Genomic DNA, 24,085 nt, shown 5'->3' with positions numbered 1-24,085 from the left:
CCTCACCCGGACAACCGCACCAAGGACCCACCGTGAACGCGCAGCACAACCCGACCGACCTCGACGACATCGCCCGCGACTACCGCGACGGCCGCCGCGACCGCGCCGACCTCCTCGACATCGTCGCCGCCTCGCCTCTCGCAGTCGGCACGGCCGCACTCCTCGTCGGTACCTACCTCCGAGACGGGGACACCACCGACGCCCTGCTCCGCGACCTGGGCGACGCGGTCGACCACCACGAGCACATGCGCGCCGACCACCGCGCCACCGACTACGGCCGCGACTACGCCAACGCCGCCCGCGACGCCGCGCACCTGGCCCTGACCACGCACCTCACGAACGGATACGCCGCATGACCACCGCTGCCGCCCCCACGTTCCCGGGCCTCGTCCCGTCCGTCGACGTCGAGTACGTGCCCGCGCCCGAGGGCGCCCCGGCCGACGCTCCGCGCATCTTCGCCGTCATCGCCGCCGTCATGGCCGAGGCGATGCCCGTCGGCAAGGACCAAACGAACACCCAGCAGAACTACAAGTTCCGCGGGATCGATGACGTGATGAGCGCGATGGCCGGACCTTTCCGGAAGCACGGCCTGTTCATCCTGCCGCGCATCGCGCACCACCAGCAGCAGCGCGACGGGAAGATGACCCGGGCGAACATCCTCATGCGGTACAGCGTGTACGGCCCCGCGGGTGACTGCCTGATCGCCGAAGTGCCCGGCGAGGCGAGCGATTTCGCCGACAAGGCCACCAACAAGGCGCAGAGCGCGGCCCTTAAGTACCTGCTCTTTACCCTCTTCATGCTCCCCGTCGACGGCCGCAGCATCGACGACGGCGACCGGCACCACCCCGTCCCCGAAGCGCACATAGCCGAGGACAAGGCCCGCCAGGCCGCCAAGCAGCAACGCCGCCAGCAGCCGCGGCGCAGCGACCGCGCCGAGGGTGGCCAGTGGGAGCAGCCCGCCCAGCAGCCGCAGCAGCAGGGCCGCCGCGACTACCTCGCCGAGGCTCGCAAGGCACCGGGCCCCGAGCAGTTCGCAGCCGTACGGGCGGCCGCTGTCGCGGCTGGCGCCCCGGACGACTACCTCGGCCAGCTCGACGCCATCGCCGCCGAGAAGCAGCGCGCCGCCCAAGCCCAGCAGCCGCAGCGCGGGACGACAGTCGTTGACCCCTCCGTCGTCGTCGAGCAGGCCCCGGCCGACGCCATCAAGGCCGAGGAACGGCTCCGCATCGCGGCCAGCCGCGCCCACCTCGCGACCGTCGATGCCGACTTCATCGCCGTGTACGGCGTGCCGATCGAGCAGGCCACCGCGCAGCAGCTCAACACGTTCGCCGACCGCATCGAGCAGGCCGGAGCTACGAAGTGACCGACGTCGGCAAGAAGCCCCAGGCACCCGACCCCGCGTACCTCGCCGCCGTCCTCCGCCGCCGACAGGCCATGCGCGCCAAGCTCGACGAGGCTGAGGCTCTGTTCGCTGTCGCCGACACCGAGGCCGCCCACGCCCTCACCCAGCAGTACGAGGCGACCCGCTCGACGAAGTCGGACATCACGCTCCCCGACGATGAGACCAAGTTCGCCACCGTGACCCGCGTGCCCGGCAGCGCCGCCGCCCAGGTCGAGAACCGCGGGGCGTTCGTCGAGTGGGTGCGCGACACCTACCCCGACCACTTCGACTACCGGATCATCCCGGCCCGGACCGAGACGTTCGTGACGGAGGAGTTCGAGGCCGCCGTCCTCGACGCCCTCACGGCTGCCAACTCGACCGAGTACGCCGACCCGGACACGGGCCTCGTCCACCAAGTCCCCGGCGTCCGGATGCGCGCCAACCGCCGCCCCTACTTCCGGTGGTCGTTCACCCGCAAGAGCAAGGGACAGCAGCTCACCGGGCAGGAACTCGCCCTCGACGCGATCGAGGCCGCACGCCTCGACATCCGCACCGCGCCGGAACTGCCGGCCGCGCCCGTAGACGTGCCGGTCGAGGTGATCGAGCAGTGATCGCCGTCCTCGTCCTGGCCGTCGTCGCCGCCGGATGGTTCGCCGCCGGATGGATCGCCGACCGCCTCACCGGCCGACCCGGCTGTCGCCACCGCCGCCCGTAGTCACACCGCCCGCCCGGCCACGCGCCGGGCGGGCCCCCGAACGGAGCACCACCGCGCCATGGCACGGATACGCACGATCAAGCCCGAGTTTTTCACCTCCCTGACCATCGCCGACCTCTCTCCGGAGCAGCGCCTCACGTTCATCGGTCTGTGGACGCACGTCGACGACGAGGGCCGTTGCGTCGACGACGCCCGGCTCATCAAGGCCGCCGTCTGGCCGCTCGACGACCGCACCGCGGCCGACGTCGAGGCCGACCTCTGCGCACTCACTGATCACTCACTGATCACTCGGTACACCGTCAACGCCCGGCGGTACATGGCCGTCAACGGGTGGCGTGAGCACCAGCGGATCAACCGCCCGACGCGCAGCCGCGTCCCGGCCCCCGACCAGGCTGATTCTGCCCCGACCGAGCCCCTGACCAGCAGGGATGAGGACGAGCCGAGGACTCACGCACGACTCACTGAGGACTCACCCCAGGAAAGGAACAGGGAACAGGGAACAGGGAGCAAGGAACAGGGAGAACTACCTACGTCGGAGATCGCTCCGCGACCGTCCGACCCGGCGACCGATCGCGACGACGTCGAGCGCCTGTGTCATCACCTCGCCGACCGCATCGAGCGCAACGGCAGCCAGCGACCGACGATCACGAAGGCCTGGCGCACCGCCGCCCGCCTCATGCTCGACCGCGACGGCCGCACCGAGGAGCAGGTACACACCGCGATCAAGTGGTGCCAGGACTCCGAGTTCTGGCGGGCGAACATCCTCAGCCTGCCGAAGCTCCGCGCCAAGTACGACACCTTGCGGCTCCAGGCCAGCCGCCCGGCCGGCGGGAACGTCGTCCCCCTCGCCGCCCGCCCCTCGACCACCGATCAGCGGGTAGCCGAAGGCCTCGCCCTGGCAGCCCGCCTCCGCGCCCAGGAGGCCCAGTGAACCCCGCCGACGCCGCCGAGCTGCTGACGCTCGCCGCCGCTTTCGACCGCCGCACCATCGGCGAGGCCGACGCCCTCGCGTGGGGCGCCGCACTTCACGCCGTCCCGTTCGACCAGGACGCCCGCGACGCCGTCGCCCGCCACTACGCCGACACCGACCGGTGGATCACCCCCGCGCACGTGATCCAGCAGCGCACGAAGATCCGCGCCGCCCGCATCGCCGAAGCGAACGTGTTCGACGAGGGCCGCCCCGACGAGACGCCCGGCCAGTACCTCGCCCGCAAGCGCGCCATGAACGCCGCCATCGCGGACGGCCGGATCGCCTCGCAGACCGTCCGCCAGGCCGTCGGCGCCGCCCCGGGCACTCTCGCCCTCACGGGCGGCCCGGCCCCCGCCGTCGCTGCGTTCGTCGCCCGCATGCCCGACCACGTCGCCGAAGCTCTCGGCCCGTACCGGCAGCGCCGCGCTCAGCGCGAAGCCCTTGCGGACGGCGGACTCCCTGACCCGCTCAACGTGCCGTGCCCGTACGCCCCGTGCCAGGCCCGCGTGAACGAGCCGTGCCGAGCAGGCCGCAAGCGCGCTCGACACCGCGCCGCACCCCACCCGTCACGCCTCGACCTCGCGTCCGCCCAGAACGGATACGACCGATGAGCGCCCCGGCCGCCGCCGTCGCCGTCATCCGCGCCGAACTCGAAGAGGCGTACATCGCCGAGCTACTGAGCAGGCCTGGGAACGTGGCCCAGCGCGTCGTGAGGGCCCTCGAACGGTCCGGATGGACCATCGCCCCGACCGACCCCGAGAGCGGCCCGCAGACACCTGCGTAGACCCTCGCAGGTCCAGTTACCAAGAGTGAAAAGACCTGGTCAGGGCGCGAATCCCCGTGTTAGCTTTCTGCCTCGCGAGACATAAAGCCTCGCGAGGCAGACCGAACGGCGAGCCCCGCGGCTCAGCACCACCGAGGAGAACCGCGCCCATGCCCCCCGCCCGAGCAGCCGCCGAACGGTTCGCCGACAAGGTCGACACCGACGGCCCGTGGTCGCTCTACAAGGGCGCCCCCGGACGCTGCGCCCTCTGGACCGCAGCCCCCCACAAACCCGCCGGAGCAGGCGAACACGGCGAGTTCTACGGATGGTTCCGGGGCGACGGCCGCACCTACCTCGCCCACCGCTTCGCCTACGAGCAACAGCACGGCCCCATACCGGCCACCGCCGACGACGGCGACGGCATCGAACAGCGCGCCGTCCTCGACCACCGATGCCGCCGCCGCAACTGCGTCAACCCCGACCACCTCGAAGTGGTCACCGCCCGCACCAACACCCTCCGCGGCACCGCGCCGGCCGCCCGCAACGCCGCCAAGACGCGATGCGACTCCGGCCACGACCTCACAGACCCGGCGAACGTCCGCATCGACACCCGCCGATCGAGCGGCCGCCCCTACCGCACATGCCGCGCATGCGCCGACGCCCGCCAGCGCGCCGCCCGCGCCACCCACACCACCGAAAGGCAGGCCGCCTAACCATGGCCGGAGAGACCACACTCACCCTCGCCGGGAACCTCGTCGACGACCCCGAGTTGCGATTCACCCCCGCCGGACACGCCGTCGCGAAGTTCCGCGTCGCCAGCACCCCCCGCACGTTCGACAAGCAGGCCAACGAATGGAAGGACGGCGAGAGCCTGTTCCTGACCGTGTCGTGTTGGCGCAAGCTCGCCGAGAACGTCACGGAATCCCTCCAGCGCGGCGCCCGCGTCATCGTGACCGGCCGCCTCACCCAGCGCAGCTACGACGACCGCGAGGGCATCAAGCGGACCGTCTACGAGGTCGAGGCCGACGACGTCGCCGCCTCCCTCCAGCGCGCGACCGCCCACATCACCAAGGCCGGACGCGAGGGCGCCCAGCAGGCCCAGCAGCAGGCCCAGCAGTGGAGCAGCCAGCAGAACGACGGATGGAACACCGGCCCCGGCTACTGACCGCCCGACCGGTCGCCCCTCGCCCCGCGCGCACGTACCGACACCACAGGAGCACCCGACCATGCCCGAGATCACGTTCATCGACACCCTGCCCGGCGGCGCCGCCCGCGGCCCGCGCCCGATCCTCGACCACGCCGACATAGCAACGCGGCTCGAAGCGCGCCCCACCGAGTGGGGGAAGGTGACGAGCGCGAAGACGCCGGCCGCCGCCTACAGCCTCGCGCAGCGCATCAAGACCGCCCACTTCACCGCGTACGAACCGGCCGGATCGTTCGAGGCCGCCGCCCGAACCATCCAGGCCAAGGGCGCCAAGCCGGAGTTCCACGTCTACGCCCGGTACGTCGGATGACGACGCCCGCCCGCCCCGCGCCCACAGTCGCGCCCGCCTACGAGCTGCCCGCCCTCGCCGTCCCGTGCGGCGACTGCGGAGCAGCCGCAGGCGCCCTGTGCACCAGCCACGGCGGCACCCGATACCGCACCGCCAACGTGCACCGCGCCCGAACCGCTGCCCACCACCACCCGCCGAGGACCGCCCCGTGACGACCCCCGTCGCCCCCGAGCTGTACGCGCAGGCCCTCGCCGACGTCCAGGCGATCCGCGACGTCGGCACCTACCGCGCCCCCGCGCAGCGCCCCGCCAAGCTCCCGCCCACCCGCGGCCCGAAGTGCGGCAGCAACGCCGGATACCGGCAGCACCTCAACCGCGGCGAGACCGCGTGCGACGGATGCCGCGCCGCCCACACCGAGGCCGGCCGACGCGCAGGCCTCAAGTAGCCCCGCCCCCTCGACCTCACCGAGACCAGGAGCACACCCCATGACGAAGACCGCCATTGCCACGCCCGACCGCCCCGACGACCACCGCCCCGCGGGACTGGACGACCTCCTCGCCCACGTCGCCGACAGCATCGGCACCGAACAGCCCGCCGAGGACGGCGACCGCCTGGCCGTCGTCGACGGCCGCGACGCCCTGGCCTACGTCCTGATCAGCCCCGGCGACAAGCCCGGAACGGTTGAGGTCGAGGCCGGAGCCCGCGGCCTGGCCAAGTCGGACGCCGCGCTCGTCCTCCGCGAGGTCGCCCGCCAGTGGTCCCCCTCGCCGATCCTGTCCGCGCTCCGCGCCGCCGGAGCGCCCGCCGCCGAGGGCGCAACCGAGGGCATCCGCAAGGCCGAGCAGCACCGCGCCGACGGCGGGGAGACCCTGCTCGACGTCCTCGGCCGCCTCGCCGGGAAGACCCCGGAGCCCGGCGCATGCGCGTTCACCCTCATGACCGGACTCCCGTGCCCCGAGCACGGCACACCGGCCGCAGACGCCGAGGCCGTCGAGGAGCAGCCGGAGCCGCAGCCCGCACCGGCCGAGGAGCCGCGCACTGTCGCCGACGCCGTCAGCAAGGCCCGCCAGGCCCTCGACTTCAACAGCGGCCAGCACTCCCCCGCCCTGTCGACGCTCCGCGACGTCCTGCTCTCCGGCGACTACGGCACGCCGGACACCGCCCTCGCCGTCGCGTACGTGATCCTCGCCCAGCACGCGCGGGAACTCGCCCGCCAGGTCGCCGACCGCTACGACGGCCAGCGCTCCCGATTCGGCGTGACCCGCTCGACCCGCGGCCTGCTCACGGGACTTGGTTCCGCCCGCCGCCTGCTCGACGAGCACGCGACCGCCCTCGACGTGAACGCCTCGTTCGCCGCCGCCCTCAAGTGACCATCGCCGCCCTGCTCGCCGCGCTGCTGCTCGCCGTCGTCATGACGGCGGGCGGCAGCCGGTGTGACGACCCCCAGTGCTGCCCGCCCCACCAGGAACGCCCATGAGCAACATCACCGCGCCGCCCCCCGAGTGGCGCCGCGACCACCTGTTCCGCGAGCCCCAGCTCCCCCCGCTCGACGACGACCACGACCAGGAGCGCCAGCAGTGAACGCCCTCCCCCTCGCCGTCCTCGTCCACGTCCACGACGACCAGTCCGCCTACGCCGACGCCGACGACCTCGCCGGGCAGGCCACCGGATGGATCGAGGGCGCCCTCGACGACCGCGACGGCATCACCGGCGTCGAGGTAGGTTCCGGCGCCTCCGTCGTCGCCGAGGCGTACCGCCACGCCGCGGCCCTCGTCGACGACACCGCCGAGGAGTACGGCAACGACAACGCCCGCGAAGCCCTCGCCGAAGCCGCCGGCCGCGTCCGCCAGTACGCCGACGCCCTCGACGAGGCCGACGCCCGGATCCCCGCCGAGTACGTCGACCCCGACGACGAGGACCAGGACGACGAGCCCGACACGTACCGCGTCGACGACCGCGGCCTCCCGAAGTACCACCGCGCCGACGTCGACGGCGACCGGCTGCTCATCGCCGTCGGCGAGATCCCCGGCCAGGGCGCCGCCCTCTACTTCCGGACCGACCGCAACGGCAGCGGCGTGCCCGTCGACGAGCTGCCCGAGCTGATCGTCCGCTTGCAGCAGATCGCCGACGCCGCCCGGTACGACGTCGAGTCCCGCGCCGCCGACGAGGCCGAGGAGACCGCCAAGTGACCGGCCGCCGAGAGCGCCGCCGCATCGCGACCGAGCAGCGCGACGACCGCCGCCAGACCATCCGCAACCTGCTCGCCCGCGTCGACCGCGCCGCCGCCGGCCGACTCAGCCTCACGACCGCCGAAGCCGCCCAGCTCCGCGCCCAGGTCGAAGCCGAGATAGCCCACGCCGAGGCTCTGCGCCGCTCGACCGCCGGGGCCCAGTCGTTGACGCGCGCGCTCCAACAGCAGCTCGCCGCGGCCGAGGACGCTATCCGCGAGGTCGAGGCCGACCGCGACGCCACGAGTGCCGCATGAGGGACTGGCGCCAGCAGGCCGCATGCCGCGGCCACGACGACCCCGATCTGTGGTTCGCCCATCCCACCGAATACGCCCGCCGCCGGTCCGCCCTCGTCATCTGCCGGGCGTGCCCCGTCGCCGTCGAGTGCGACCAGTTCGCCGAGGACAACGACATCCGAGACGGCATCTGGGGCGGCCTCGACCGCCGCGAGGTGCGCCGCATGCGCTACCTCGCCCAGCGCCGGGCAACCCGCGCCGCCCGTATCACCCGCCAGCAGACCGAGGAGAGGCCCGCCACATGAACAGCACCGTCAACGTCCCCGTCTGGTGGCTCGCCACCATCGCCGCGAGTTCGTTCATCAGCCTCGCAGCCCGCCTGATCGACATGCTCGCCCGATGAACGGCACCCCTCCCGCCGGCGTGATCCTCGACGAGGTATTCCGCGTCACCTCGACCGTCACGAACGCGTACGCCAACTTCCACGCCATCGCCGAGCAGTGGCCCGACCTCGTCGACGCCATCGACCGCGCGCCAGCCGCGGAGTGGCCCCCGCGCGAGTCCCGCGGATTCCTCGACCAACACCCGGCCGACGGCGAACGCGCCCGGCCGCACCCGGACAACCGCGCACCCCTGGTCATCCGGGAGCACCCGGCGCCGCTCAACCTCGACGCCCTCGACGCGGCCGTGTCGACGGAGCGCCGGCTCGCCGACCTCGCCGACCGCGTCGCCGCCACGGTGCAGCGGTCGATCCGGTCCGTTCCCGTCCCGGCCGTCAGCCGCGACACCGTGTGGATCACGCACCCGGCCGACGCCACCGACCCCGCCAGGTGGCACTACGCCGCGCCGACGTCGCCGGGCAGCCGGGCCCGTGGCGTGCCGTTCGCCGCCCGATGGCTCGCCGCCCGCGTAACCGGCAAGTCCGACGGGGACCTGTTCGGCCTGCTCCCCGATCGGCTGCTCACCGACGCCGCCGGCATCGCACGGGACTGCGCCCGCGGGATCACCCGGGCACTCATCCGTGACGGACGTACGACCCGGTTGAACCGGGCGTGCCCGTGGTGCGGGGCGCGCCTCACAGCGAGGACGGAGCCCGGCCGAGCGACGGAGGCCGTCATTACCTGTCCGACCGGACAGGAGTGCGGGGCGCCTGTTCTCCTCGACGACCGGGGGCGCCGGGCGTGGGCAGGGGCGGACCTCGTCGACCTGTGGGCAGCGATAGACGCTGGTCAGCAGCCGGGCAAGTAGGGCCGGACAGGGGCAGGGTGCGCCGTGTGGTGTGGTTCACCCCGCCCCACAGCTTTCACGTGTGGCAAATATGCGATACTTTCTGTCTTGCAGGACAGTTAACCGGCTAGACCCCATGGAACAGAGATGGACCTCTACCAAGCCGCCACCAACGACCGCCGCAGAACAGTCCACTACGTCCGCGAGTACGCCGGAGGCATCTGTGGATTTCCCGTCCGCTCGCTACCGCCGGAACCCTGCCCACCTAAGCCCCCTTAGAGCTGGGCGATCACGCCGGCGACCAGGCATGCCACGGCAGACAGAGCGAGCAAGTCTCCCACCGGGGTCCAGGTGAAGCGGCGGATTAGCGCCACAGAGGCCGATGCGCGTTCCTGGCTTCGGGGCCGGCGCACATGCGCCCACATCGCGTCCACGCACACCGCCGAGAAGTCATACAGCAAATCCCACAGCGACCCGTCGAACCAAAGGAAGTCGATCTCCTCGCCCGCATGCGTCTCCAGGACCAGCCCACCGCGCCAGGCGCCGCGGTGCAGACGACGCACAGCGCCCACCGGAATGACCACATGGCGGAAGACGTAGTAGCGGACGATCTCCCCCGGACGCAGCACGATACGTATCAAGGAACAGCGCCACCAGAACGCCGCACAGGCCAACGGCACTACGGCAACGAACAGCCTCTCCTCCGGACCGGCGGACAGCACGCCCACCGCCCCGGCGACCGCGCAGAGGGCGAACACGCGCAACAAGACCACCCGCAGCCATCGCCGCAACACCAGCCGGCCGCGCCTGTTCAGCCGGTAGGACCGCACCCGCCGCACCCACGGTGTCGCCGGCCCGTACCACGCATTTACCCCCGCCTGCCCCAACCCCGAAGACATGCGCCGACTCTACGTCGCGCCCGGATCAACAACATCGCTAGCACCCGGCAATCAAGCACCCTGCTCGCCGCCTTGTTCGCCCTCACCCGTGACGCCGAACAAGGCGCCCTGTTCGCCCTCGCCTGAAAACGTCGGAGGCCCGTCACGGCGACCTCACCGCCGGACGGGCCCAACCCGACCACGACTGGAGCAACCAGCCATGACCACCGGCAACCCTACGCCGCCCGCCGTCGGACGTAACGTGTCCGTCCGCGTCCTCGACGAGGGCGTGTACGACGACCTCGCCGTCCTCATGCGACCCGGCGGCACTGCATCCGACGCGATCCGCCTCGCTGTCAGACACCTGGCCGACGCCTACCGCACCGCATGGGACTACGACGACGTCCCAGACGGCACCGCACCCCGCATCCTCGGCGTCCGCTACCACCGCGACGGACGCCCCCCGATCACCGCGCTAACCGCATCCGACACGTCACACCCGCAGGTCAGAGGCTAGGACGCCGCCTCGACGAGGTGACCCGTGCGACCGGACGCCGATCCGGTCGCGCGCCCATCGGACGGCCGTGCCGGGCCCGTCCCCGCGGCCGTCCGACGCCTGTCCGACGCCCGCGCCATGATGGACAGGCCCGTCCCACAGGGCCCACACCAGAGGAGCAGCATGGAAGAGACGAGCGGGCCCCGCGCCCGCTACGTGTGGCGGATCGACGTCCTCGACGGCCCGCCCGGCCCCGGATGGCAGCCATGGGAGGAAGGCGAAGACGACATGCCGCCGTCATGGGTCGAGGCCGCCGCCGCGGCGTACCTCGCGCACACCGGAGCGCGCGACTACCCCGCTCGGATCCTCGTATGGGCAGGAGAGCAGGGAGCCAACGAGGCCGCCGTCTACCGCGCGAGTCGGTAGCCCCAACAGACCCGCAACCTTTCAGTTGCACTTAAGGGCCGTCCCCCGCATCATGGGGGGCGTCTCCGGCGTGCCCACACACCGCCGCAAGTAGACCGAACGCCCCGACCGCTCCGGCACCGTCGGGGCGTTTCGCATGCCCGGCCCGCGCGAGGAGGTGAGCCACCGTGGCACGCCCCATCGACGCCAAGGACCGCGCCGCCGTCAAGCGCATGCACGCCGCCGGGAAGTCCCGCAACGACATCGCCCGCGCCATCAAGCGCAGCCCCTCGACCGTGTCGAAGATCGCCGCCGAGTTGGGTCTCTCGTTCGACCGCGCCGCCGAGGTCGCCGCCGCGACCGCCGTCCGCAAAGCCGACCTTGCCCAGCGCCGCGCAGCGTTCGCCGAACGACTCCAGGACATCGCCGAGCGCGAGGCCGACCGCCTCGAAGCACCCACGCTCTACTGGGAGTGGGGCGGCAAGGATCACAAGTACGCCGAGAAGACCGCCGACCTGCCCATCCCGGGCGACCGCCGGGCGATCATGTCGACGATCGCGACGGCCGTAGACCGCTCCCTCAAGCTTGTGCCGCCGAAGGACGACGGGGCCGCCGAGTCCCGCAGCGTCATCGGCGACCTGATGGCGGGCCTCGCCCGCGACTACGCGGAGCGCCACGGCGGGCCGCCGGCCGAGTTCGTCACCGACGACCAGGCCGCAGAGGACGACGGCGATGCGTAGCGGCCTCGCCCTGTCGCCGAAGCAGGTAGACAGCATCGTCGAGGCCCGAGCGTTCCAGAACATCTGGGAGGGCAGCGTCCGGAGCGGCAAGACCATCGCGTCCCTGCTCCGGTGGCTCGACTTCGTCGCCGACCGCCCCGAGGGCGGCGAACTGGTCATGGTCGGCCGGACCCGCGACAGCCTCGCCCGCAACGTGTTCGGCCCGCTCACGGACCCGACGATCTTCGGCAGCCTCACGCGCGATATCCACTACACCAACGGCGCGCCGACGGCGAACGTCCTCGGCCGCACCGTGCACACCCTCGGCGCCAACGACGCCCAGGCCGAACCGAAGGTCCGCGGCCTCACGTGCGCCGGGGCGTACGTCGACGAGTTGACCACGCTCCCCAAGAGCTTTTACGACCAGCTCAACGCGCGCTGCTCGATCGAGGGCAGCGCCATCTTCGGGACGACCAACCCCGACAACCCGCAGCACTGGGCGAAACAGGAGTACCTACTCCGCCCCCGCGAGACGCGGCTCCGGTCGTGGCACTTCGTGATGGACGACAACCCGGGTCTCTCGGAGTCGTACAAGGCCCGGACCAAGGCCAGTTACCGCGGCCTGTTCTACAAGCGCAACGTCCTCGGCCTGTGGGTGATGGCCGAAGGCGCCATCTACGAGGCGTACGACGAGGCGACACACGTCGTCGACACCCTGCCGGAGATACGCCGCTACTGGCTCGGGATGGACTACGGCACCGTCAACGCGACGTCCGTGATCCTGCTCGGCGAGGGCGTCGACGGCCGCATGTACGCGTGCGCCGAGTGGCGGCACGACAGCCGCAAGGCGCAACGGCAGATGACCGACGCCCAGTACAGCGCCGCCATACGCAAGTGGCTCGCCGAGTGGCGGCACCCGAACGCGCCCGCCGGGGCGCCGGCCGGAGTCGTCCCCGAGTGGTCGTTCGTCGACCCCTCGGCCGCGAGCTTCATCACGCAGGCGTACGAGGACGGGTTTCCCAACCTGGCCAAGGCGACGAACGACGTCGTCGATGGCATCCGCTCCGTCGCGTCGCTGCTCGCCGCGGGCCTGCTCCGCATCCACCGATCGTGCCGCGGCCTGCTCGACGAGCTGCCCAGCTACGTGTGGGACGAGAAGGCCGCCGCGGCCGGGCAGGACAAGCCCGTCAAGGTCGCGGATCACTCCGTCGACGCACTGCGCTACGCCGTACACAGCACCGCCCAGGAGTGGCGGCACCTGCTCGCCCTCGCCGCGTAAGGAACCACCCCATGACCAGCATCCCGGCCGCCATCACCACCGAGCAGGGCCGCAGTGTGCTGCGCGCCCTCGGCCTGCCGCCGTCCCTCGTCGCCGAGGTGCGGCTCACCGTCGGCGAGGCCGCGACCGTGACCCTGCTACTGCGCGACCGGGAAGGCCGGCACGTCCTCCGCGACGAGCAGCCGCTCACCATGACCGTCCGCATCCCCTACACCGACGCCACCTGATGAGGAGGCCCGCCCGATGGACGCAACCCAGGCCATCGCCAACGCCGCGCGCCTGCTCGAACAGGCCGAGTTGGAACTGACGAACCTGCCGCTCATGGAACGCCTCGACGATCTCGCGACGTCCTGGCTCCACCTCGCGGCCCTGATCACCGACAGGGAGCGTGCGTGATGGCCCTGCCCTCCAACGGCGCCGCCTGGCCGCCCCCGCAGTGGTCTCCGATCTACGCAGACATGCGCGTGAACGACGCTTGGTACTCCGGCGACCGCCGCCGCCTGGCCCGCGTGTACGGGCACCACGAGGAGCACCGCGCCGAGCGCCGCCGCGGCCTGTGGGGACGCCGCCATGCGCACACCCCGGGCCGCCGGGACCGACGGCTCCACATCCCCCTGGCCGGGGACATCGCGCAGACGTCTGCCGATCTTCTGTTCGCGGACATGCCCGCGATCACCGTCGCCGACGCCACGACCCGCGCCCGGCTGGAGACCCTGCTCGACGAGGGCCGCGTACAGCAGACCCTGTTGCAGGCCGCCGAGGAGGCCGCCGCCCTGTCGGGCGTGTTCCTCCGCGTCACGTGGGACAAGACCCTCGCGCAACGGCCCCTGCTCACCGCGATGCAGCCCGATCAGGCCGTGCCCGAGTTCGCGTTCGGCCTGCTCCGCGCCGTGTCGTTCTGGCGAGAGCTGTCGGGCAGCACACCCGCGCAGACGTGGCGGCACATCGAGCGTCACGAGTCCGGCCGCATCGTCGAGGCCCTGTACGAGGGCACCGCCGACAACATCGGCCGGCGGGTGCCGCTAACGGAACACCCGGAGACCGCGCCGCTTGTCGCCGCCCTCTCCCCGGACGGCGACGGCGACAGCATCCTCACCGGGATTACCGACCTCACGGCCGCGTACGTCCCGAACATGCTGCCCAACCGGCTGCACCGCGGCTCGCCGATCGGCCGGTCCGACTACGACAGCATCCGCGACCTGTTCGACGCGCTCGACGAGACATGGACGTCATGGATGCGGGATATCCGCCTCGCCCGCGCCCGCCTGATCGTCCCGGACGGCTACCTCCGCGACCAGGGCCCCGGTATAGGTGCAGCGTTCGACGAGGACCGCGAGGTCTGGCAGACGCTGAAGATGCCGCCCAACGCCGAAGGCGGGATCACCCTGTCGCAGTTCCTCATCCGCGTGGACGAGCACCGCGCCACCGCGGAGGCCACCATCCGGCAGGCCGCGCAGACCGCCGGCTACTCCGCGACCTCGTTCGGCCTGGCCGACGACGGGGCCGCGCAGACCGCGACCGAGGTCGACGCCCGCGACCAGCGCTCCGACATGACCCGGAAGAAGAAGGCCGGGTACTGGCGGTACGAGGTCGCAGGCATGACGTACGTCATGCAACAGGTCGACGTCGTCCAGTTCGGCCAGCGGTACACGCCGGAGCGGCCGACGGTCGAGTTCGGTTCCGGTGTTGTCGAGTCGGAGCAGGCGAGGGCGACAACCCTCGACCTGTTGAACCGTGCCGGCGCCGTATCGACCGCAACAAAGGTGAAGGTCCTCCACCCCGAGTGGGACGACACCGCCCTACGGTCCGAGGTCGCCGCGATCCTACGAGAGACCGGCGTGGCAGCCCCCGACCCTGTCGGTACATTCCCGTTGTGAGGGCTGCCGCCGATAACCACGTCACTGCCTGATCACACGGCCGTCGCCCGCGATCACACCCTGCTGCTGGGGTGTCAGACCATCGTCCTTGAAGCCGAAGAGGGCAACGGCGGCAATTCCTGTGGCCACGACACCAAGCAGGACGGCACCGCCAAGCTTCGCACTGTCTGACCCGGACGTGCCGGTGCTGAGGAACGCCAGCCACGTGCCGAGGCCAGCGCATAGGCCGACCAGAACCACGATGCTGAGAGCGATGAGCTTCTTCCTGTTCGCGCTCAACTGCGCTTCCTTCCGTGAAGGCAAGCGGCTGGCGCGGTGAGCACATCGACGGAATCGTACGAAGGTCTCGACCAGCCACTTGCAGATTGCAAATGACGTTGACTTCTCGTTCGCCGCGTCACTGACGCGAGCCTCCAGAGGAGTTGGTCGAGTCCTTGCCCCGGTCGTGGCTGGGCTCGAAACAGGCGGGCACCGTGTACCCACACGCCGTCCCAGACAGGGACCGGCTGGCCATCCCAGAACGGGAATGGCCTTCCTTTCGTGTCTTTCCTTTCGCCCACTGGCGGACCGGCGGCCAGGGTGGCGGGTTGTGACCGTTGCTCTCGGCCACCGACTGCACTGCCGTGTCGGACATCGGCTCTGCAGCGACATGAAAGTAACACAACGCACGGGCTCGACTACAAACCAGCGGGTCAGGCCTTGATCACGGCACCAATGCCCCGGCAACTAGGCGGCTGCGTGGGGCAGTTCCGTCGCACGGCCGAGGTCGTCGAACCCGGCGGGACCGGGCCTGACCCCGTAGGCACCTCACTCCAGAAACAGCAACAGTGGGCCTACATCCGAGGCGATGACGGTACGGGCGGACGCCGCCGCGGCGGCGTCACTGCTGCGCGATGCAAATCCCGCAGCATCGCAAGCCGAAGCTCACCGATGGCATTCACGACCATGTCCTTTTCTCGCCGAATCGTTTCCAAAACCTCTCGGCTAGGCACGTAGCCGGGAGTTCGGCGCTCGTCGAGGAGGCGTTTCATCCGGTCAAATATATTCTTCACGGTATGAGCGTTCTGCCGGATCTCCGGATCCAACACCGCAAGCAAGAGGGCAGAATAGGAGAGACTTAGCTTCTCATGCCACTTCGCTATCTCCTCCCACTCGACCTCGGAAATACTTTCGAAATGACGAAGCATGCGTACACACTCATGTGCAGCAGTGATGAACTGGGTATAGCTGTCACGCTGCGCCTGCCAAAACGCTTGATCGCGTTGAATCTCGGCGCTCTTGGTAACTTGGCGGACTGCCGCCGCGAATGCCAACCCTCCAACCAAGATAGCTGCGGCGGCGCCAATGAGCGCGGCGAGCACAACGGCCTTTTCTTCTGACATACCCTAGCTGCTCCCAGGCTTGAGCGTCTTGGAGGCCGACCGACTTCTAGCGCCACGCCCAGCCCCCCTTAAAGCTTCCAGATAGAAAGAAAGGGGCCGCTTAATGTGCGGCCCACTTCCTGCATGCGCGCACAGCCCGCGTGACGTGACGCCGCATGCCCTACTGTTGGGATCCCCCGCCGCCAGGTTGCCCTGGCGCCTCTCCTTCCGCACCTTCAGACGATGCGGGTAGGGTGGCGGAATCGCCGGTCGGGTCAGGTTGTACCGGCACGGCCGTTTGCGCTTCGAGTCCGAAAGCAGTTCGAATCTTCGCGTTCACTGCCGCAGCCGTAGCGTCTCCGGCTGCAGCAACAATCGGCGTGAAGAACTTTACCAAGAAGATCCCGCCGACATAGGCACCGACCATGGCTACGACGCCTTGAGGTCCACCGAACGTGACGCCAACCCCGATAGCCGATGCCTGTTCAAGGACCGTCCTTAGGGGAAGCCAATCAGACGGCGGTGAATTGAACATAGGCACTCGTGTCTCATCGCTGTACAGCAGGTCCCGGAGCGCGCGGAATGATGGGGCGCCCAACTCCCCATACTCAGCATGTTGAATTTGGCGGACGAATTCACCGATTGCATGACCGGCCGCATAGGACACCCGCAGTGTTTCGCCGTCAGGAAGTCGCACATCGTGATATGGCGCGTCGTCATCGCGGAGAGCTTGAAAGAACGAGATATCCGACCTCGTGAGCACACGATCACTGGCACTCACTTCAATGGTGATGAGCCGACGGCCAAGCGCCGCATCAACGCGAACGGTGACGTTTCTCTCCACCGCTCCGCGATGAGCGATGGGACCGGTGATGCGCGGCTGGGCCGTGAACGCTGACACGTACTCAGCGGACCACTTCCGATCGCCGTCGGTGGTCCTCCTGCCCACGTTCTGCCTCGGGTTCTCTGACTCCGTCGGCCCACTCGCCATGTTGTCCCTCCCTCAAGGCAACTCAGGTTAGAGGCTGACTGACCCAGAGATCACGGGGCCGCCCAAAGTTCTAGGGGAGGTACCGTGCCGGTGTCCCCCGACCAGGTCGAGTACCTGGCCGCGCAGACCGCCGACCAGTACGCCAACGCCGAGGCCCGACTCCTCGGCATCATCGCCCGGCAACTCGCACAGGGCATGGAGGCGCCCGGGTGGGCCGCGGCCAAGCTCGCCGCGATCCAGCCGCTACGGCGGGCCGCAGGCGACCTGCTCGACCAGCTCGCCGGGGCGACGTCGACCGAGGTACGCGACGTCATCGCCGAGGCGTACAACTCCGGCCGCACGTCCGCCCTCGAAGAGTTGGGCGGGATCTTCGGCGAGGAGCGCCGCCGCGTCGTCGACCAGGTCCCGGGACTGCGGGCCGTCGACCGTCTGGCCGCCGAGGCGATCACCCTTGTCACGGACACGCACCGCGGCATCTTGCGGGCCGTCCTTGACGGCTACCGCCAGGTCGTTGCCGAGGTCACCAGCCAACCCCTCACCGGTACCGCGACGCGCCGCCAGGCCACGCAAGACGCGATGGCCCGGTTCGCCAACCGCGGTATCACCTCGTTCCGGGACCGCGCCGGCCGCCGATGGTCCATGACGTCATACGCCGAGATGGCCGTCCGTACGTCCGTCGCCCGCGCCGCCACCGAAGCGCACATGACGACCCTGTCGGCCGCGGGTGTTGACCTCGTCATCGTGTCCGACTCCCCGCGCGAGTGTCCGCTCTGCCGACCGTGGGAGCGGCACGTCCTCGCCCTCACCGGCCCGGACGGCCCCCGCGTCGTCGAGGTCGAGCACGCCACCGACGACGGCCGCATGGTGCGTGTCCGCGTCGCCGGGACGCTCGACGAGGCGCGCCGCGCTGGACTGCAACACCCCAACTGCCGCCACTCCGTCAGCGCCTACACCCCGGGGATCACGCCCGTCGGCAACGCCCGCCACGACCCCGACGGGTACGAGGCCGGGCAGCGGCAACGGGAGATCGAACGCGGCATCCGCCGATGGAAGAACAAGCAGGCCGCCGCCGTCACCCCCGAAGCGCGCCGCGCCGCCGGGGCGAAGGTTCGCCAGTGGCAGGGCATGATGCGCGACCACCTGGCCGAGCACCCCGACTTGCGTCGCCTCCGGCAGCGCGAGCAGCCCGGCGCCTCGAACCTCCCCTCGACCGCGCCGCGCCCGTCGGACATCGACTTGCAGGCCGCCCGCGTCCGCGCAGGCGACGCCGCGACCGTGCGAGAGATGTCGGACGACCAGCTCGCCGCCGCGCTGCGCTCCAGCGCATCGGACACTCACGATCAGACGCGCGTCCTCGACGAGCTTGACCGCCGGTACCCGACGCAGCTCGTCGCGCCGGCCGACACCGGCAACGCCGCGGACGACCTGCTCGCCGACCGCGACCAGCTGGCCGACGCGATGGACCCGGCCCCGGACCCGGACGGGTGGGGCGCCCTGGCCACGGACGAGGCGTTCGCGGCCGAGACCGCCCAGGCCGCCCGGGCCGTCGAGGAGGGCGAGGCCCGCGTCATCACCCGCCGCGAGGCACGCGCCCTGTACGACGAGTACGTGTGGCGTCAGTACCTCGCGGCCGAGGACGCATGCCGCGGCTACCTGCTCAACCGAAGGGCCGACGCCCAGGGCATCGACCCGGCTAGCCTGTTCTCCGGTCCCGCGCGCATCGCTTACGCCCGCGCGTCCGATGAACTCAAGGCGTGGTGGCAGACTCACGGCCGCCTCACGCAGGCCGAGTTCATCGAGCAGGTCACCGGACGCGAGCAGCGTTGGGCGGCCGGGGCCCGGAAGAACGAGGCCGACCAGCAGAACAAGAGGTGACGCCATGGGTACGCGCGTCGACATCGCGCACGCGATCGAGCAGGGGGCGGAGGCCGGCAGGACTGGCCAGCGCGCCACCGTGTGCCCGTACCCCGCGTCGTCGCTGCTCCGCACGGCGTGGATCAAGGGTTATGCCTCGACCGCGCCGAGGCCGAGCGCCACCAGCTAGCACTACCCAGCAGCAGCCCCGTAGGGGCCGGTCGAGGAGCCTACGCCGCTGTCTGCTTCTTGCGGTTCGCACGCTGGATGAACAGGCTGGCGGCCATCGAAATTGTGAAGAAAAACGCCGCCCCGTATCCACCGGCTGCGATGGCGTAGCCCTCGTTACTGGCGCTAATACACGCGAAGCCCAGCGCGCCTGAGGCGTCCCGTACCGCGGGGGTCCATTGACGATGGACGGCATCGCGGACGGCCAACGCGAAGGCGCAGACAGCGAGAAGGGCGAAGAGGACCGAACCAGTCCAGTGACCAGGCACCGGCAGATGATCGCACAGCGTGTTGATCATGGCTAGGTCAATCTCGACACCACCTCACGGGGCCCGACCGCCAGGCGCGGACGGGCCTTTTTACATGCCCAGAAACGGGCCGCCAGGCGCGCGCCCGCCACCCCGACAAGGTCCAGGAGGCCGCGTCATGTCTACCCCCGCCGCTCCCGCCGCCCCGGCTGCTCCGGCAGCGCCCGCCAGTGGCCCGCAGGCCCCGGCGGCCCTGGTTGCCCCGGCCGCTCCCGCGCCCTTCACCGCGCCGCCCGTCCCGGCAGCTCCCCCCGCGCCGCCGGTAGCCCCGCCCGTCCCGGCGACCGCGCCGCAGGGTGAGCCGCAGACCGTCGACAGCCTGCCGCCGTGGGCACAGAAGCTCATCACGGACACCCGCGCCGAGGCCGCCAGTTGGCGCGTACAGGCCCAGCAGGGACAGCAGCAGCCCCAGGCCCCGGCCGCCCCTGTCGTGCCCGTAGCGCCGCCCGTCCCGGACGTCCCGGGCGACATCAGCCGACTCCCGCAGTGGGCACAGCAGGTCGTCACCGACGGGCAGGCCGCGACCGCCCGCGCCGCGACACAGGCCGCCGTCTACCAGCACGCCGCAGCCGCGGGCGCCGACCCGGCCGCCCTGCTCGACAGCACGGCCGCGATGGCCGCGCTCGCCGCCGTCAACCCGGCCGACCCGGCCGCCGTCACCGCCGCGATCACCGCGGCCGTCAACGCGTACCCGCACGTCGGCGCCCGGACGCCGGGCGTGCCGCGCGGGGGCGCCGACTTCACCCCCGGAGCGAACGAGGTCACCCCGGCCCAGTTCGCCGCCATGGACTACACCGCGCGCACCGCGCTGTACGAGTCCGACCCCGAGTCCTACCGGCGCCTGGCCGCCGGTTCCTGACCGTCCCGGCCACCGCGCCGGGCACCCCGTAACGCCCGGCCGACCGCGCCGGAGAAGGAGTAACCGTCATGGCACAGACCACCTCTGGCCTGCTCGTCGTCCCCGAGGTGTGGGGCGACATGGCACAGGCTGAGTTCACCGGGGCCGTTCGCGTCGCCGGTTCCGCCGCCGTCATGGAGGACAACACCCTCCAGGGGCAGCCCGGCGACACCATCCACTTCCCGAAGTGGGGCACCCTCGGCGAACTCGACGACCTCGACGAGGACGAGGCCCTTGTCCCCGTCCCGATGTCGACGGACGACGCGACCGCCACCATCAAGGAGGCCGGTAAGGCCGTCGAGCTGACCGACAAGGCCCGGCTGACCGCCCTCGGCGACCCCGAGGCCGAGGCCCGCCGGCAGTTCGGCGAACTGGCCGCCCGGAAGGTGGACGCGGCCCTGATCGCCCAGGCCCAGGCCGACGAGTCCGCGTTCGGTGGCGGCGTGCCCCTCACGTGGACCGGCGCCACCGGCACCGGGGCGAACGTCCTCACGTGGAAGAAGGCGATCGTTCCGGCGATCGGTAAGTTCGGCGACGAGTGGGACCCCGAGGCGTTCGCGGGCCTGTACATCAACTCGGCGCAGCTCCAGGACGCTTTCGCCGACGACTCGTTCGTCAACGCCGCGACCCTCGGCAACGGCCCGTCGGCCGCCGCGACCGGCTCCCTCGGCCGGATCGCGGGCGTGAACGTGTTCGTCACGAACCGGATTGCCGCCGGGAAGTTCCTGCTGCTCAAGAACAACGCTCTCGGCCTGCTCTACAAGCGCCGGCCGCTCGTCGAGTCCGACCGCGACATCCTCGCGCGCTCCACGGTCATCACGACCACGCTCCACTACGCCGTGAAGCGCCTCAGCGACCGCGCCGTGTGCGTCGGCACCCTGGCCGCTTCCTGACCGAAGGGAGGCCGCGCGCATGATGCTGCGCCGCCGATACCGACCGGCCGCCGACCCGGCGCCGGACACCGCGCCGGACAATCCGAACGCCCCGCAGCCCGAACAGGCCGCGGGGCGTTCCTCGTCCCGGCCCCGCAAGAGCACGCCCAAGGAGGGATGACCGGATGGCCGGTCGTGTCTACGCCACCCCCGAACAGCTCGCGGAGTGGACCGGCCGACCGGCCCCGGCCGACGCCGCCCGCCTGCTCGCCCGCGCGTCGCAGGACATCGACGACGCGCTACTCACCGCCGTGTACTGCACCGACGCCGACGGCATGCCGACCGACTCCGACGTCCGCCAGGCCCTCGCCGACGCCGTGTGCGGCCAGGTCGAGTACCAGGACGCCACCGGAGACGACGGCACCGGGGCCGCCGGCCGATGGGGCAGCGTCTCCGTCGGCCCCGTCGCCCTGTCCGACCGCCGCGACGCCCAGGCCGCGCCCGGGGACCTCGACCTCGCGCCGCGCGCAGCTCGCGCGCTGCGCCGGGCGGGCCTGCTCCCGGGGGTGATCTGGTGAAGGTCCCCGCGTACGCGCTCCGGCACCGGGTGACGATCGCGCCGTTCCTCGGCGACGGCCCGTACGGGCCCGCATGGGGACCGCCCGTCGCGGGCGTGCGCGCCCTGGTCTCCGAGGTCGTCAAGATGACCCGCGACAGCACCGGCGCCCAGGTCGTCAGCACCGCGCAGGTTCTCTGCCTGCCCGACGTCGTGTGCCCGGCCGGATCCCGCGTCACCCTGCCGGACGGCCGGCGCACCGTGGCGATCAGCGTCGCCCAGCACACCGCGCCGGGCCTGCCCGTGCCCGCCTCGACCGAGGTGATGTGCGAATGACGCAGCGCGCCCGACTCCAGTGGAACGGCCCGCGCGTCATCGCGCAGCTCCGCGCCGCCGAGGTGCGCGGCGTGCAGCTGGCAACGGAACACGTCCTCGAACGTTCCCGGGACCGCGTCCCGATCGAGGAGGGCACCCTCGAACGCTCCGGCGTCGCCTCCGTCGACGACGAGGGCGACCAGGTGACCGGGGCCGTGTCGTACGACACGAGGTACGCCGTCCGCCAGCACGAGGACATGACGCTCCACCACGACCAGGGGCGCACCGCGAAGTACCTCGAACTCCCGCTACTCGAAGAGGCCGACCAGGTCCAGGCCCTCATAGCCGCGCAAATCAGGAGGGCCCTCCGGTGAGTTTCCTTACCGACCTCGTCGGCGGCCTGGCCCAACTCCTCGACGCCGCCGACGTCGGCACCTACTACCCGCCCAGCGGCGTGTACGGCCCGGACGACACCGCCATCACGGACACCGCGCTCCCGTCCTCGACGGACCGCGCCGTCGTCCTGACCGCCTACTTCGTGCAGGAGTCGACGACCCTCACGGACTGCACCGTGATGGTTCAGGTACGCGTGCGTGCGGGCACCGACCCGCGCGAAGCCGCGGACCTCGAAGACGCCGTTCACGCCGTCCTACACGCCTCCGGCCCGCACACGTTCGGCACGGCCCGCGTGCTGCTCATCTCCCGCGTGTCCACGTCCGCCCTCGGCCCCGACTCCCAGGGGCGTCACGAGCGCGCCAGTAACTACCAGCTCCGCGCCCACCAGCCACACCCCCAGCTCAGCTAAGGAGCACGCCCCCATGTCCGAAGAGACCGCCCTCGCCCGCCGGTACCGGCTGGAGATCGACCTCAGCACGACCGGCGCCCCCGTCTGGACCCTGGTTCCCGGTGTCCAGGAGTTCACGCCGAACGTCGAGCCGACCGACCAGGACTCCAGCGACTACGAGAACGGCGGATGGAAGGGCAACACCCGCACCGCGCTCCAGTGGAGCGTGGAGGCAACCGTCCTCCACCGATACGACCCCGTCGCGGGCGTGTTCAACCCCGCTCACGAAGCCCTCAAGGCCGCGTCGAAGAAGTTCGGGGCCGCGTCCAAGGTGCACGTCCGCTACTACGACCGCGACGGCCTGCCGGACGCCCACGAGGGATACGCCCTGGTCACGTGGGCCCCCGACGGCGGATCGGATGAGGACCTGGAGACCATCACCGTCACCCTGACCGGCGACGGCGAACTCCTCGACATCGACAATCCGAACGAGGCCGGCGCCCAGGCCCTCACCAAGGTCGTTTCCCTCGACCGGACGGCCGCCTGATGGGGTTCGAGGCACTAGACGACCTCCTCGACGACACGCTCACGCTCCCCATCAAGGGCCGTGAGTACGTCGTCGAGGCCCCGTCCGCGGAGATCGGCCTCCGTACTCAGGCCCTCGTCCAGGCCGCCGCCATCGCGGCCGACGGCGGGCGGACGAATGAGCGGATCCTCGCCGACGCGGCCGAACGCGACATGTACGCCGACCTGCTCGGCGACACCCACGCGCAGATGATCGCCGACGGCGTGAAGTGGCCGGCGCTCAAGCACGCCGCGTTGACCACGATGGTGTGGGTGGTCCAGGACCGCGAGGCCGCAGAGCGCTACTGGAACGCGGGCGGCGACCCAAAAGCGGCGGCCCCGAATCGGGCCTCGCGCAGGTCGCAGGCGGCCCGATCGGGCGGGGCGAGTACGACCCGCAATCCGGGCTCTGGGAGTGGTACGAGTACCCGCCCGGCGCGACGCCGCGGAGGAAAGGCCAGCGCGGCCCGCAAGTGAAGTGGGCGCGGCTGCTCGAAGAGTGGGCCCTGATCGAGGCCGATCTCCACGAGATCTACGGCGTCGACGTTGGCGCGCCCGGGATCCTCTCCGGCCGGTCGTGGCGATGGCTCAAGGCCCGCATCTACGGCCTCATGTCGGCCGACTCCCGCATCTCCCGCGTGCTGAATCCGCCGCCGGAGCCGAAGAAGCACAGGAAGAGGTGACGTC

The 24,085-nt window shown here is 71.1% G+C and carries 39 protein-coding genes; 34 read left to right on the top strand and 5 right to left on the bottom strand.

Annotated elements, in window-relative coordinates:
- Positions 1-32: 32 nt before the first annotated feature.
- The 16 genes from AB0F62_RS06570 (at position 33) to AB0F62_RS06495 (ending at position 9,034) form a co-directional block, all read left to right on the top strand.
- Entirely contained in the window at positions 33-356 is a 324-nt protein-coding gene (locus tag AB0F62_RS06570) for a hypothetical protein (RefSeq protein WP_361792838.1), read from the top strand.
- Entirely contained in the window at positions 353-1,363 is a 1,011-nt protein-coding gene (locus AB0F62_RS06565) for an ERF family protein (RefSeq protein ID WP_361792836.1), read from the top strand. The genes AB0F62_RS06570 and AB0F62_RS06565 overlap by 4 nt, the downstream gene beginning before the upstream one ends.
- Positions 1,360-1,992 carry a hypothetical protein gene (locus AB0F62_RS06560; RefSeq protein WP_361792834.1) on the top strand — a complete coding sequence of 211 codons (633 nt, stop codon included), beginning with the start codon at positions 1,360-1,362 and terminating at the stop codon, positions 1,990-1,992. Before AB0F62_RS06565 ends, AB0F62_RS06560 begins: the two co-directional genes overlap by 4 nt.
- 162 nt (positions 1,993-2,154) lie before the next feature.
- Positions 2,155-3,027: a hypothetical protein gene (locus AB0F62_RS06555; protein ID WP_361792832.1), complete on the top strand. Its 873-nt coding sequence runs from the start codon at positions 2,155-2,157 to the stop codon at positions 3,025-3,027.
- Positions 3,024-3,677 carry a hypothetical protein gene (locus AB0F62_RS06550; protein WP_361792830.1) on the top strand — a complete coding sequence of 218 codons (654 nt, stop codon included), beginning with the start codon at positions 3,024-3,026 and terminating at the stop codon, positions 3,675-3,677. The genes AB0F62_RS06555 and AB0F62_RS06550 overlap by 4 nt, the downstream gene beginning before the upstream one ends.
- Positions 3,674-3,850 (top strand): hypothetical protein, encoded by a 177-nt coding sequence (locus tag AB0F62_RS06545; RefSeq protein ID WP_361792828.1) that lies wholly within the window; start codon positions 3,674-3,676, stop codon positions 3,848-3,850. The genes AB0F62_RS06550 and AB0F62_RS06545 overlap by 4 nt, the downstream gene beginning before the upstream one ends.
- Before the next feature lie 149 nt (positions 3,851-3,999).
- The gene (locus AB0F62_RS06540) at positions 4,000-4,542 is read left to right on the top strand and encodes an HNH endonuclease signature motif containing protein (RefSeq protein ID WP_361792826.1); all 543 of its coding nucleotides are present in this window, start codon (positions 4,000-4,002) and stop codon (positions 4,540-4,542) included.
- A gap of 2 nt (positions 4,543-4,544) precedes the next feature.
- The gene (locus AB0F62_RS06535) at positions 4,545-4,994 is read left to right on the top strand and encodes a single-stranded DNA-binding protein (RefSeq protein ID WP_361792824.1); all 450 of its coding nucleotides are present in this window, start codon (positions 4,545-4,547) and stop codon (positions 4,992-4,994) included.
- 61 nt (positions 4,995-5,055) lie between these two features.
- The gene (locus AB0F62_RS06530) at positions 5,056-5,343 is read left to right on the top strand and encodes a hypothetical protein (RefSeq protein ID WP_361792822.1); all 288 of its coding nucleotides are present in this window, start codon (positions 5,056-5,058) and stop codon (positions 5,341-5,343) included.
- A complete protein-coding gene (locus tag AB0F62_RS06525) occupies positions 5,340-5,534 on the top strand; it encodes a hypothetical protein (RefSeq protein WP_361792820.1) in 195 nt (64 codons plus the stop codon). Before AB0F62_RS06530 ends, AB0F62_RS06525 begins: the two co-directional genes overlap by 4 nt.
- The gene (locus tag AB0F62_RS06520) at positions 5,531-5,767 is read left to right on the top strand and encodes a hypothetical protein (protein ID WP_361792818.1); all 237 of its coding nucleotides are present in this window, start codon (positions 5,531-5,533) and stop codon (positions 5,765-5,767) included. Before AB0F62_RS06525 ends, AB0F62_RS06520 begins: the two co-directional genes overlap by 4 nt.
- Before the next feature lie 40 nt (positions 5,768-5,807).
- Positions 5,808-6,692, top strand: coding sequence for a hypothetical protein (locus tag AB0F62_RS06515; RefSeq protein WP_361792816.1), 885 nt, complete (start codon positions 5,808-5,810; stop codon positions 6,690-6,692).
- Positions 6,693-6,899: 207 nt separating this feature from the next.
- Complete coding sequence (locus tag AB0F62_RS06510) at positions 6,900-7,511, top strand: hypothetical protein (RefSeq protein WP_361792814.1); 612 nt, start codon at positions 6,900-6,902, stop codon at positions 7,509-7,511.
- Positions 7,508-7,807, top strand: coding sequence for a hypothetical protein (locus AB0F62_RS06505; protein WP_361792812.1), 300 nt, complete (start codon positions 7,508-7,510; stop codon positions 7,805-7,807). The genes AB0F62_RS06510 and AB0F62_RS06505 overlap by 4 nt, the downstream gene beginning before the upstream one ends.
- On the top strand, positions 7,804-8,091 hold the full coding sequence (locus AB0F62_RS06500; RefSeq protein ID WP_361792810.1) for a WhiB family transcriptional regulator: 288 nt from the start codon (positions 7,804-7,806) through the stop codon (positions 8,089-8,091). The genes AB0F62_RS06505 and AB0F62_RS06500 overlap by 4 nt, the downstream gene beginning before the upstream one ends.
- Before the next feature lie 94 nt (positions 8,092-8,185).
- Positions 8,186-9,034: a hypothetical protein gene (locus AB0F62_RS06495; protein WP_361792808.1), complete on the top strand. Its 849-nt coding sequence runs from the start codon at positions 8,186-8,188 to the stop codon at positions 9,032-9,034.
- A gap of 254 nt (positions 9,035-9,288) precedes the next feature.
- Here AB0F62_RS06495 and AB0F62_RS06490 read toward each other — a convergent pair whose 3' ends face one another.
- The gene (locus tag AB0F62_RS06490) at positions 9,289-9,912 is read right to left on the bottom strand and encodes a hypothetical protein (protein WP_361792806.1); all 624 of its coding nucleotides are present in this window, start codon (positions 9,910-9,912) and stop codon (positions 9,289-9,291) included.
- 199 nt (positions 9,913-10,111) lie between these two features.
- Between AB0F62_RS06490 and AB0F62_RS06485 the strand changes: the two genes are divergently transcribed.
- From AB0F62_RS06485 to AB0F62_RS06455, 7 genes are all read left to right on the top strand, one after another.
- Positions 10,112-10,408 carry a hypothetical protein gene (locus AB0F62_RS06485; RefSeq protein WP_361792804.1) on the top strand — a complete coding sequence of 99 codons (297 nt, stop codon included), beginning with the start codon at positions 10,112-10,114 and terminating at the stop codon, positions 10,406-10,408.
- A 162-nt stretch (positions 10,409-10,570) separates the two neighbouring features.
- Positions 10,571-10,813, top strand: coding sequence for a hypothetical protein (locus tag AB0F62_RS06480; protein WP_361792802.1), 243 nt, complete (start codon positions 10,571-10,573; stop codon positions 10,811-10,813).
- A gap of 167 nt (positions 10,814-10,980) precedes the next feature.
- Positions 10,981-11,532 (top strand): helix-turn-helix domain-containing protein, encoded by a 552-nt coding sequence (locus AB0F62_RS06475; protein ID WP_361792800.1) that lies wholly within the window; start codon positions 10,981-10,983, stop codon positions 11,530-11,532.
- Positions 11,525-12,790 (top strand): PBSX family phage terminase large subunit, encoded by a 1,266-nt coding sequence (locus tag AB0F62_RS06470; protein ID WP_361792798.1) that lies wholly within the window; start codon positions 11,525-11,527, stop codon positions 12,788-12,790. Before AB0F62_RS06475 ends, AB0F62_RS06470 begins: the two co-directional genes overlap by 8 nt.
- 11 nt (positions 12,791-12,801) lie before the next feature.
- A complete protein-coding gene (locus AB0F62_RS06465; protein ID WP_361792796.1) occupies positions 12,802-13,017 on the top strand; it encodes a hypothetical protein in 216 nt (71 codons plus the stop codon).
- 16 nt (positions 13,018-13,033) lie between these two features.
- On the top strand, positions 13,034-13,186 hold the full coding sequence (locus AB0F62_RS06460; RefSeq protein ID WP_361792794.1) for a hypothetical protein: 153 nt from the start codon (positions 13,034-13,036) through the stop codon (positions 13,184-13,186).
- Positions 13,186-14,667: a phage portal protein gene (locus AB0F62_RS06455; RefSeq protein ID WP_361792792.1), complete on the top strand. Its 1,482-nt coding sequence runs from the start codon at positions 13,186-13,188 to the stop codon at positions 14,665-14,667. The genes AB0F62_RS06460 and AB0F62_RS06455 overlap by 1 nt, the downstream gene beginning before the upstream one ends.
- A 21-nt stretch (positions 14,668-14,688) precedes the next feature.
- Here the strand turns inward: AB0F62_RS06455 and AB0F62_RS06450 are convergent, their stop codons facing one another.
- The 3 genes from AB0F62_RS06450 to AB0F62_RS06440 all read right to left on the bottom strand — a co-directional run bounded on the left by AB0F62_RS06450 (position 14,689) and on the right by AB0F62_RS06440 (position 16,929).
- Positions 14,689-14,946 (bottom strand): hypothetical protein, encoded by a 258-nt coding sequence (locus AB0F62_RS06450; protein ID WP_361792790.1) that lies wholly within the window; start codon positions 14,944-14,946, stop codon positions 14,689-14,691.
- 554 nt (positions 14,947-15,500) lie between these two features.
- Positions 15,501-16,049 carry a hypothetical protein gene (locus AB0F62_RS06445; protein ID WP_361792788.1) on the bottom strand — a complete coding sequence of 183 codons (549 nt, stop codon included), beginning with the start codon at positions 16,047-16,049 and terminating at the stop codon, positions 15,501-15,503.
- Between the two features lie 160 nt (positions 16,050-16,209).
- Positions 16,210-16,929, bottom strand: a complete 720-nt coding sequence (locus AB0F62_RS06440) for a hypothetical protein (RefSeq protein WP_361792786.1) — start codon at positions 16,927-16,929, stop codon at positions 16,210-16,212.
- A 174-nt stretch (positions 16,930-17,103) separates the two neighbouring features.
- On the opposite strand from AB0F62_RS06440, the gene AB0F62_RS06435 reads away from it, so the two are divergent.
- Together AB0F62_RS06435 and AB0F62_RS06430 are read left to right on the top strand one after the other, a co-directional pair.
- Positions 17,104-18,894, top strand: coding sequence for a phage minor capsid protein (locus AB0F62_RS06435; protein WP_361792784.1), 1,791 nt, complete (start codon positions 17,104-17,106; stop codon positions 18,892-18,894).
- A 4-nt stretch (positions 18,895-18,898) separates the two neighbouring features.
- Positions 18,899-19,063, top strand: coding sequence for an Rmf/CrpP fold protein (locus AB0F62_RS06430; protein ID WP_361792782.1), 165 nt, complete (start codon positions 18,899-18,901; stop codon positions 19,061-19,063).
- 40 nt (positions 19,064-19,103) lie between these two features.
- On the opposite strand, the gene AB0F62_RS06425 is transcribed toward AB0F62_RS06430, so the two are convergent.
- On the bottom strand, positions 19,104-19,400 hold the full coding sequence (locus AB0F62_RS06425; protein ID WP_361792780.1) for a hypothetical protein: 297 nt from the start codon (positions 19,398-19,400) through the stop codon (positions 19,104-19,106).
- Positions 19,401-19,527: 127 nt separating this feature from the next.
- Between AB0F62_RS06425 and AB0F62_RS06420 the strand changes: the two genes are divergently transcribed.
- From AB0F62_RS06420 to AB0F62_RS06380, 9 genes are all read left to right on the top strand, one after another.
- Positions 19,528-20,268, top strand: coding sequence for a hypothetical protein (locus AB0F62_RS06420; RefSeq protein WP_361792778.1), 741 nt, complete (start codon positions 19,528-19,530; stop codon positions 20,266-20,268).
- A gap of 68 nt (positions 20,269-20,336) precedes the next feature.
- Positions 20,337-21,200 (top strand): phage head protein, encoded by an 864-nt coding sequence (locus tag AB0F62_RS06415; RefSeq protein WP_361792776.1) that lies wholly within the window; start codon positions 20,337-20,339, stop codon positions 21,198-21,200.
- A gap of 164 nt (positions 21,201-21,364) precedes the next feature.
- Positions 21,365-21,757, top strand: a complete 393-nt coding sequence (locus AB0F62_RS06410; RefSeq protein ID WP_361792774.1) for a hypothetical protein — start codon at positions 21,365-21,367, stop codon at positions 21,755-21,757.
- On the top strand, positions 21,754-22,071 hold the full coding sequence (locus tag AB0F62_RS06405; RefSeq protein ID WP_361792772.1) for a hypothetical protein: 318 nt from the start codon (positions 21,754-21,756) through the stop codon (positions 22,069-22,071). Before AB0F62_RS06410 ends, AB0F62_RS06405 begins: the two co-directional genes overlap by 4 nt.
- Positions 22,068-22,424, top strand: a complete 357-nt coding sequence (locus AB0F62_RS06400) for a hypothetical protein (RefSeq protein WP_361792770.1) — start codon at positions 22,068-22,070, stop codon at positions 22,422-22,424. The genes AB0F62_RS06405 and AB0F62_RS06400 overlap by 4 nt, the downstream gene beginning before the upstream one ends.
- Complete coding sequence (locus AB0F62_RS06395) at positions 22,421-22,855, top strand: minor capsid protein (protein ID WP_361792768.1); 435 nt, start codon at positions 22,421-22,423, stop codon at positions 22,853-22,855. Before AB0F62_RS06400 ends, AB0F62_RS06395 begins: the two co-directional genes overlap by 4 nt.
- A 13-nt stretch (positions 22,856-22,868) precedes the next feature.
- The gene (locus AB0F62_RS06390) at positions 22,869-23,381 is read left to right on the top strand and encodes a hypothetical protein (protein ID WP_361792766.1); all 513 of its coding nucleotides are present in this window, start codon (positions 22,869-22,871) and stop codon (positions 23,379-23,381) included.
- A complete protein-coding gene (locus AB0F62_RS06385) occupies positions 23,381-23,875 on the top strand; it encodes a hypothetical protein (protein ID WP_361792764.1) in 495 nt (164 codons plus the stop codon). Before AB0F62_RS06390 ends, AB0F62_RS06385 begins: the two co-directional genes overlap by 1 nt.
- Entirely contained in the window at positions 23,872-24,081 is a 210-nt protein-coding gene (locus AB0F62_RS06380; RefSeq protein WP_361792762.1) for a hypothetical protein, read from the top strand. Before AB0F62_RS06385 ends, AB0F62_RS06380 begins: the two co-directional genes overlap by 4 nt.
- Positions 24,082-24,085: the final 4 nt, after the last annotated feature.

It is taken from the genome of Streptomyces sp. NPDC026673, assembly GCF_040638135.1.
Classification (GTDB): domain Bacteria; phylum Actinomycetota; class Actinomycetes; order Streptomycetales; family Streptomycetaceae; genus Actinacidiphila.
The sequence above is the reverse complement of the archived record's forward strand: the minus strand, read 5'-3'. Positions and strand labels throughout refer to the sequence as shown.

Coding starts and splice junctions, on each gene's coding strand:
- AB0F62_RS06540 (WP_361792826.1), top strand. CDS start 4,000: ATGCCCCCCGCCCGAGCAGCCGCCGAACGGTTCGCCGACAAGGTCGAC.
- AB0F62_RS06425 (WP_361792780.1), bottom strand. CDS start 19,400: ATGATCAACACGCTGTGCGATCATCTGCCGGTGCCTGGTCACTGGACT.
- AB0F62_RS06545 (WP_361792828.1), top strand. CDS start 3,674: ATGAGCGCCCCGGCCGCCGCCGTCGCCGTCATCCGCGCCGAACTCGAA.
- AB0F62_RS06490 (WP_361792806.1), bottom strand. CDS start 9,912: ATGTCTTCGGGGTTGGGGCAGGCGGGGGTAAATGCGTGGTACGGGCCG.
- AB0F62_RS06465 (WP_361792796.1), top strand. CDS start 12,802: ATGACCAGCATCCCGGCCGCCATCACCACCGAGCAGGGCCGCAGTGTG.
- AB0F62_RS06415 (WP_361792776.1), top strand. CDS start 20,337: ATGGCACAGACCACCTCTGGCCTGCTCGTCGTCCCCGAGGTGTGGGGC.
- AB0F62_RS06400 (WP_361792770.1), top strand. CDS start 22,068: ATGACGCAGCGCGCCCGACTCCAGTGGAACGGCCCGCGCGTCATCGCG.
- AB0F62_RS06495 (WP_361792808.1), top strand. CDS start 8,186: ATGAACGGCACCCCTCCCGCCGGCGTGATCCTCGACGAGGTATTCCGC.
- AB0F62_RS06530 (WP_361792822.1), top strand. CDS start 5,056: ATGCCCGAGATCACGTTCATCGACACCCTGCCCGGCGGCGCCGCCCGC.
- AB0F62_RS06555 (WP_361792832.1), top strand. CDS start 2,155: ATGGCACGGATACGCACGATCAAGCCCGAGTTTTTCACCTCCCTGACC.
- AB0F62_RS06535 (WP_361792824.1), top strand. CDS start 4,545: ATGGCCGGAGAGACCACACTCACCCTCGCCGGGAACCTCGTCGACGAC.
- AB0F62_RS06485 (WP_361792804.1), top strand. CDS start 10,112: ATGACCACCGGCAACCCTACGCCGCCCGCCGTCGGACGTAACGTGTCC.
- AB0F62_RS06460 (WP_361792794.1), top strand. CDS start 13,034: ATGGACGCAACCCAGGCCATCGCCAACGCCGCGCGCCTGCTCGAACAG.
- AB0F62_RS06500 (WP_361792810.1), top strand. CDS start 7,804: ATGAGGGACTGGCGCCAGCAGGCCGCATGCCGCGGCCACGACGACCCC.
- AB0F62_RS06565 (WP_361792836.1), top strand. CDS start 353: ATGACCACCGCTGCCGCCCCCACGTTCCCGGGCCTCGTCCCGTCCGTC.
- AB0F62_RS06445 (WP_361792788.1), bottom strand. CDS start 16,049: ATGTCAGAAGAAAAGGCCGTTGTGCTCGCCGCGCTCATTGGCGCCGCC.
- AB0F62_RS06430 (WP_361792782.1), top strand. CDS start 18,899: ATGGGTACGCGCGTCGACATCGCGCACGCGATCGAGCAGGGGGCGGAG.
- AB0F62_RS06420 (WP_361792778.1), top strand. CDS start 19,528: ATGTCTACCCCCGCCGCTCCCGCCGCCCCGGCTGCTCCGGCAGCGCCC.
- AB0F62_RS06390 (WP_361792766.1), top strand. CDS start 22,869: ATGTCCGAAGAGACCGCCCTCGCCCGCCGGTACCGGCTGGAGATCGAC.
- AB0F62_RS06480 (WP_361792802.1), top strand. CDS start 10,571: ATGGAAGAGACGAGCGGGCCCCGCGCCCGCTACGTGTGGCGGATCGAC.
- AB0F62_RS06410 (WP_361792774.1), top strand. CDS start 21,365: ATGGCCGGTCGTGTCTACGCCACCCCCGAACAGCTCGCGGAGTGGACC.
- AB0F62_RS06525 (WP_361792820.1), top strand. CDS start 5,340: ATGACGACGCCCGCCCGCCCCGCGCCCACAGTCGCGCCCGCCTACGAG.
- AB0F62_RS06515 (WP_361792816.1), top strand. CDS start 5,808: ATGACGAAGACCGCCATTGCCACGCCCGACCGCCCCGACGACCACCGC.
- AB0F62_RS06455 (WP_361792792.1), top strand. CDS start 13,186: ATGGCCCTGCCCTCCAACGGCGCCGCCTGGCCGCCCCCGCAGTGGTCT.
- AB0F62_RS06385 (WP_361792764.1), top strand. CDS start 23,381: ATGGGGTTCGAGGCACTAGACGACCTCCTCGACGACACGCTCACGCTC.
- AB0F62_RS06470 (WP_361792798.1), top strand. CDS start 11,525: ATGCGTAGCGGCCTCGCCCTGTCGCCGAAGCAGGTAGACAGCATCGTC.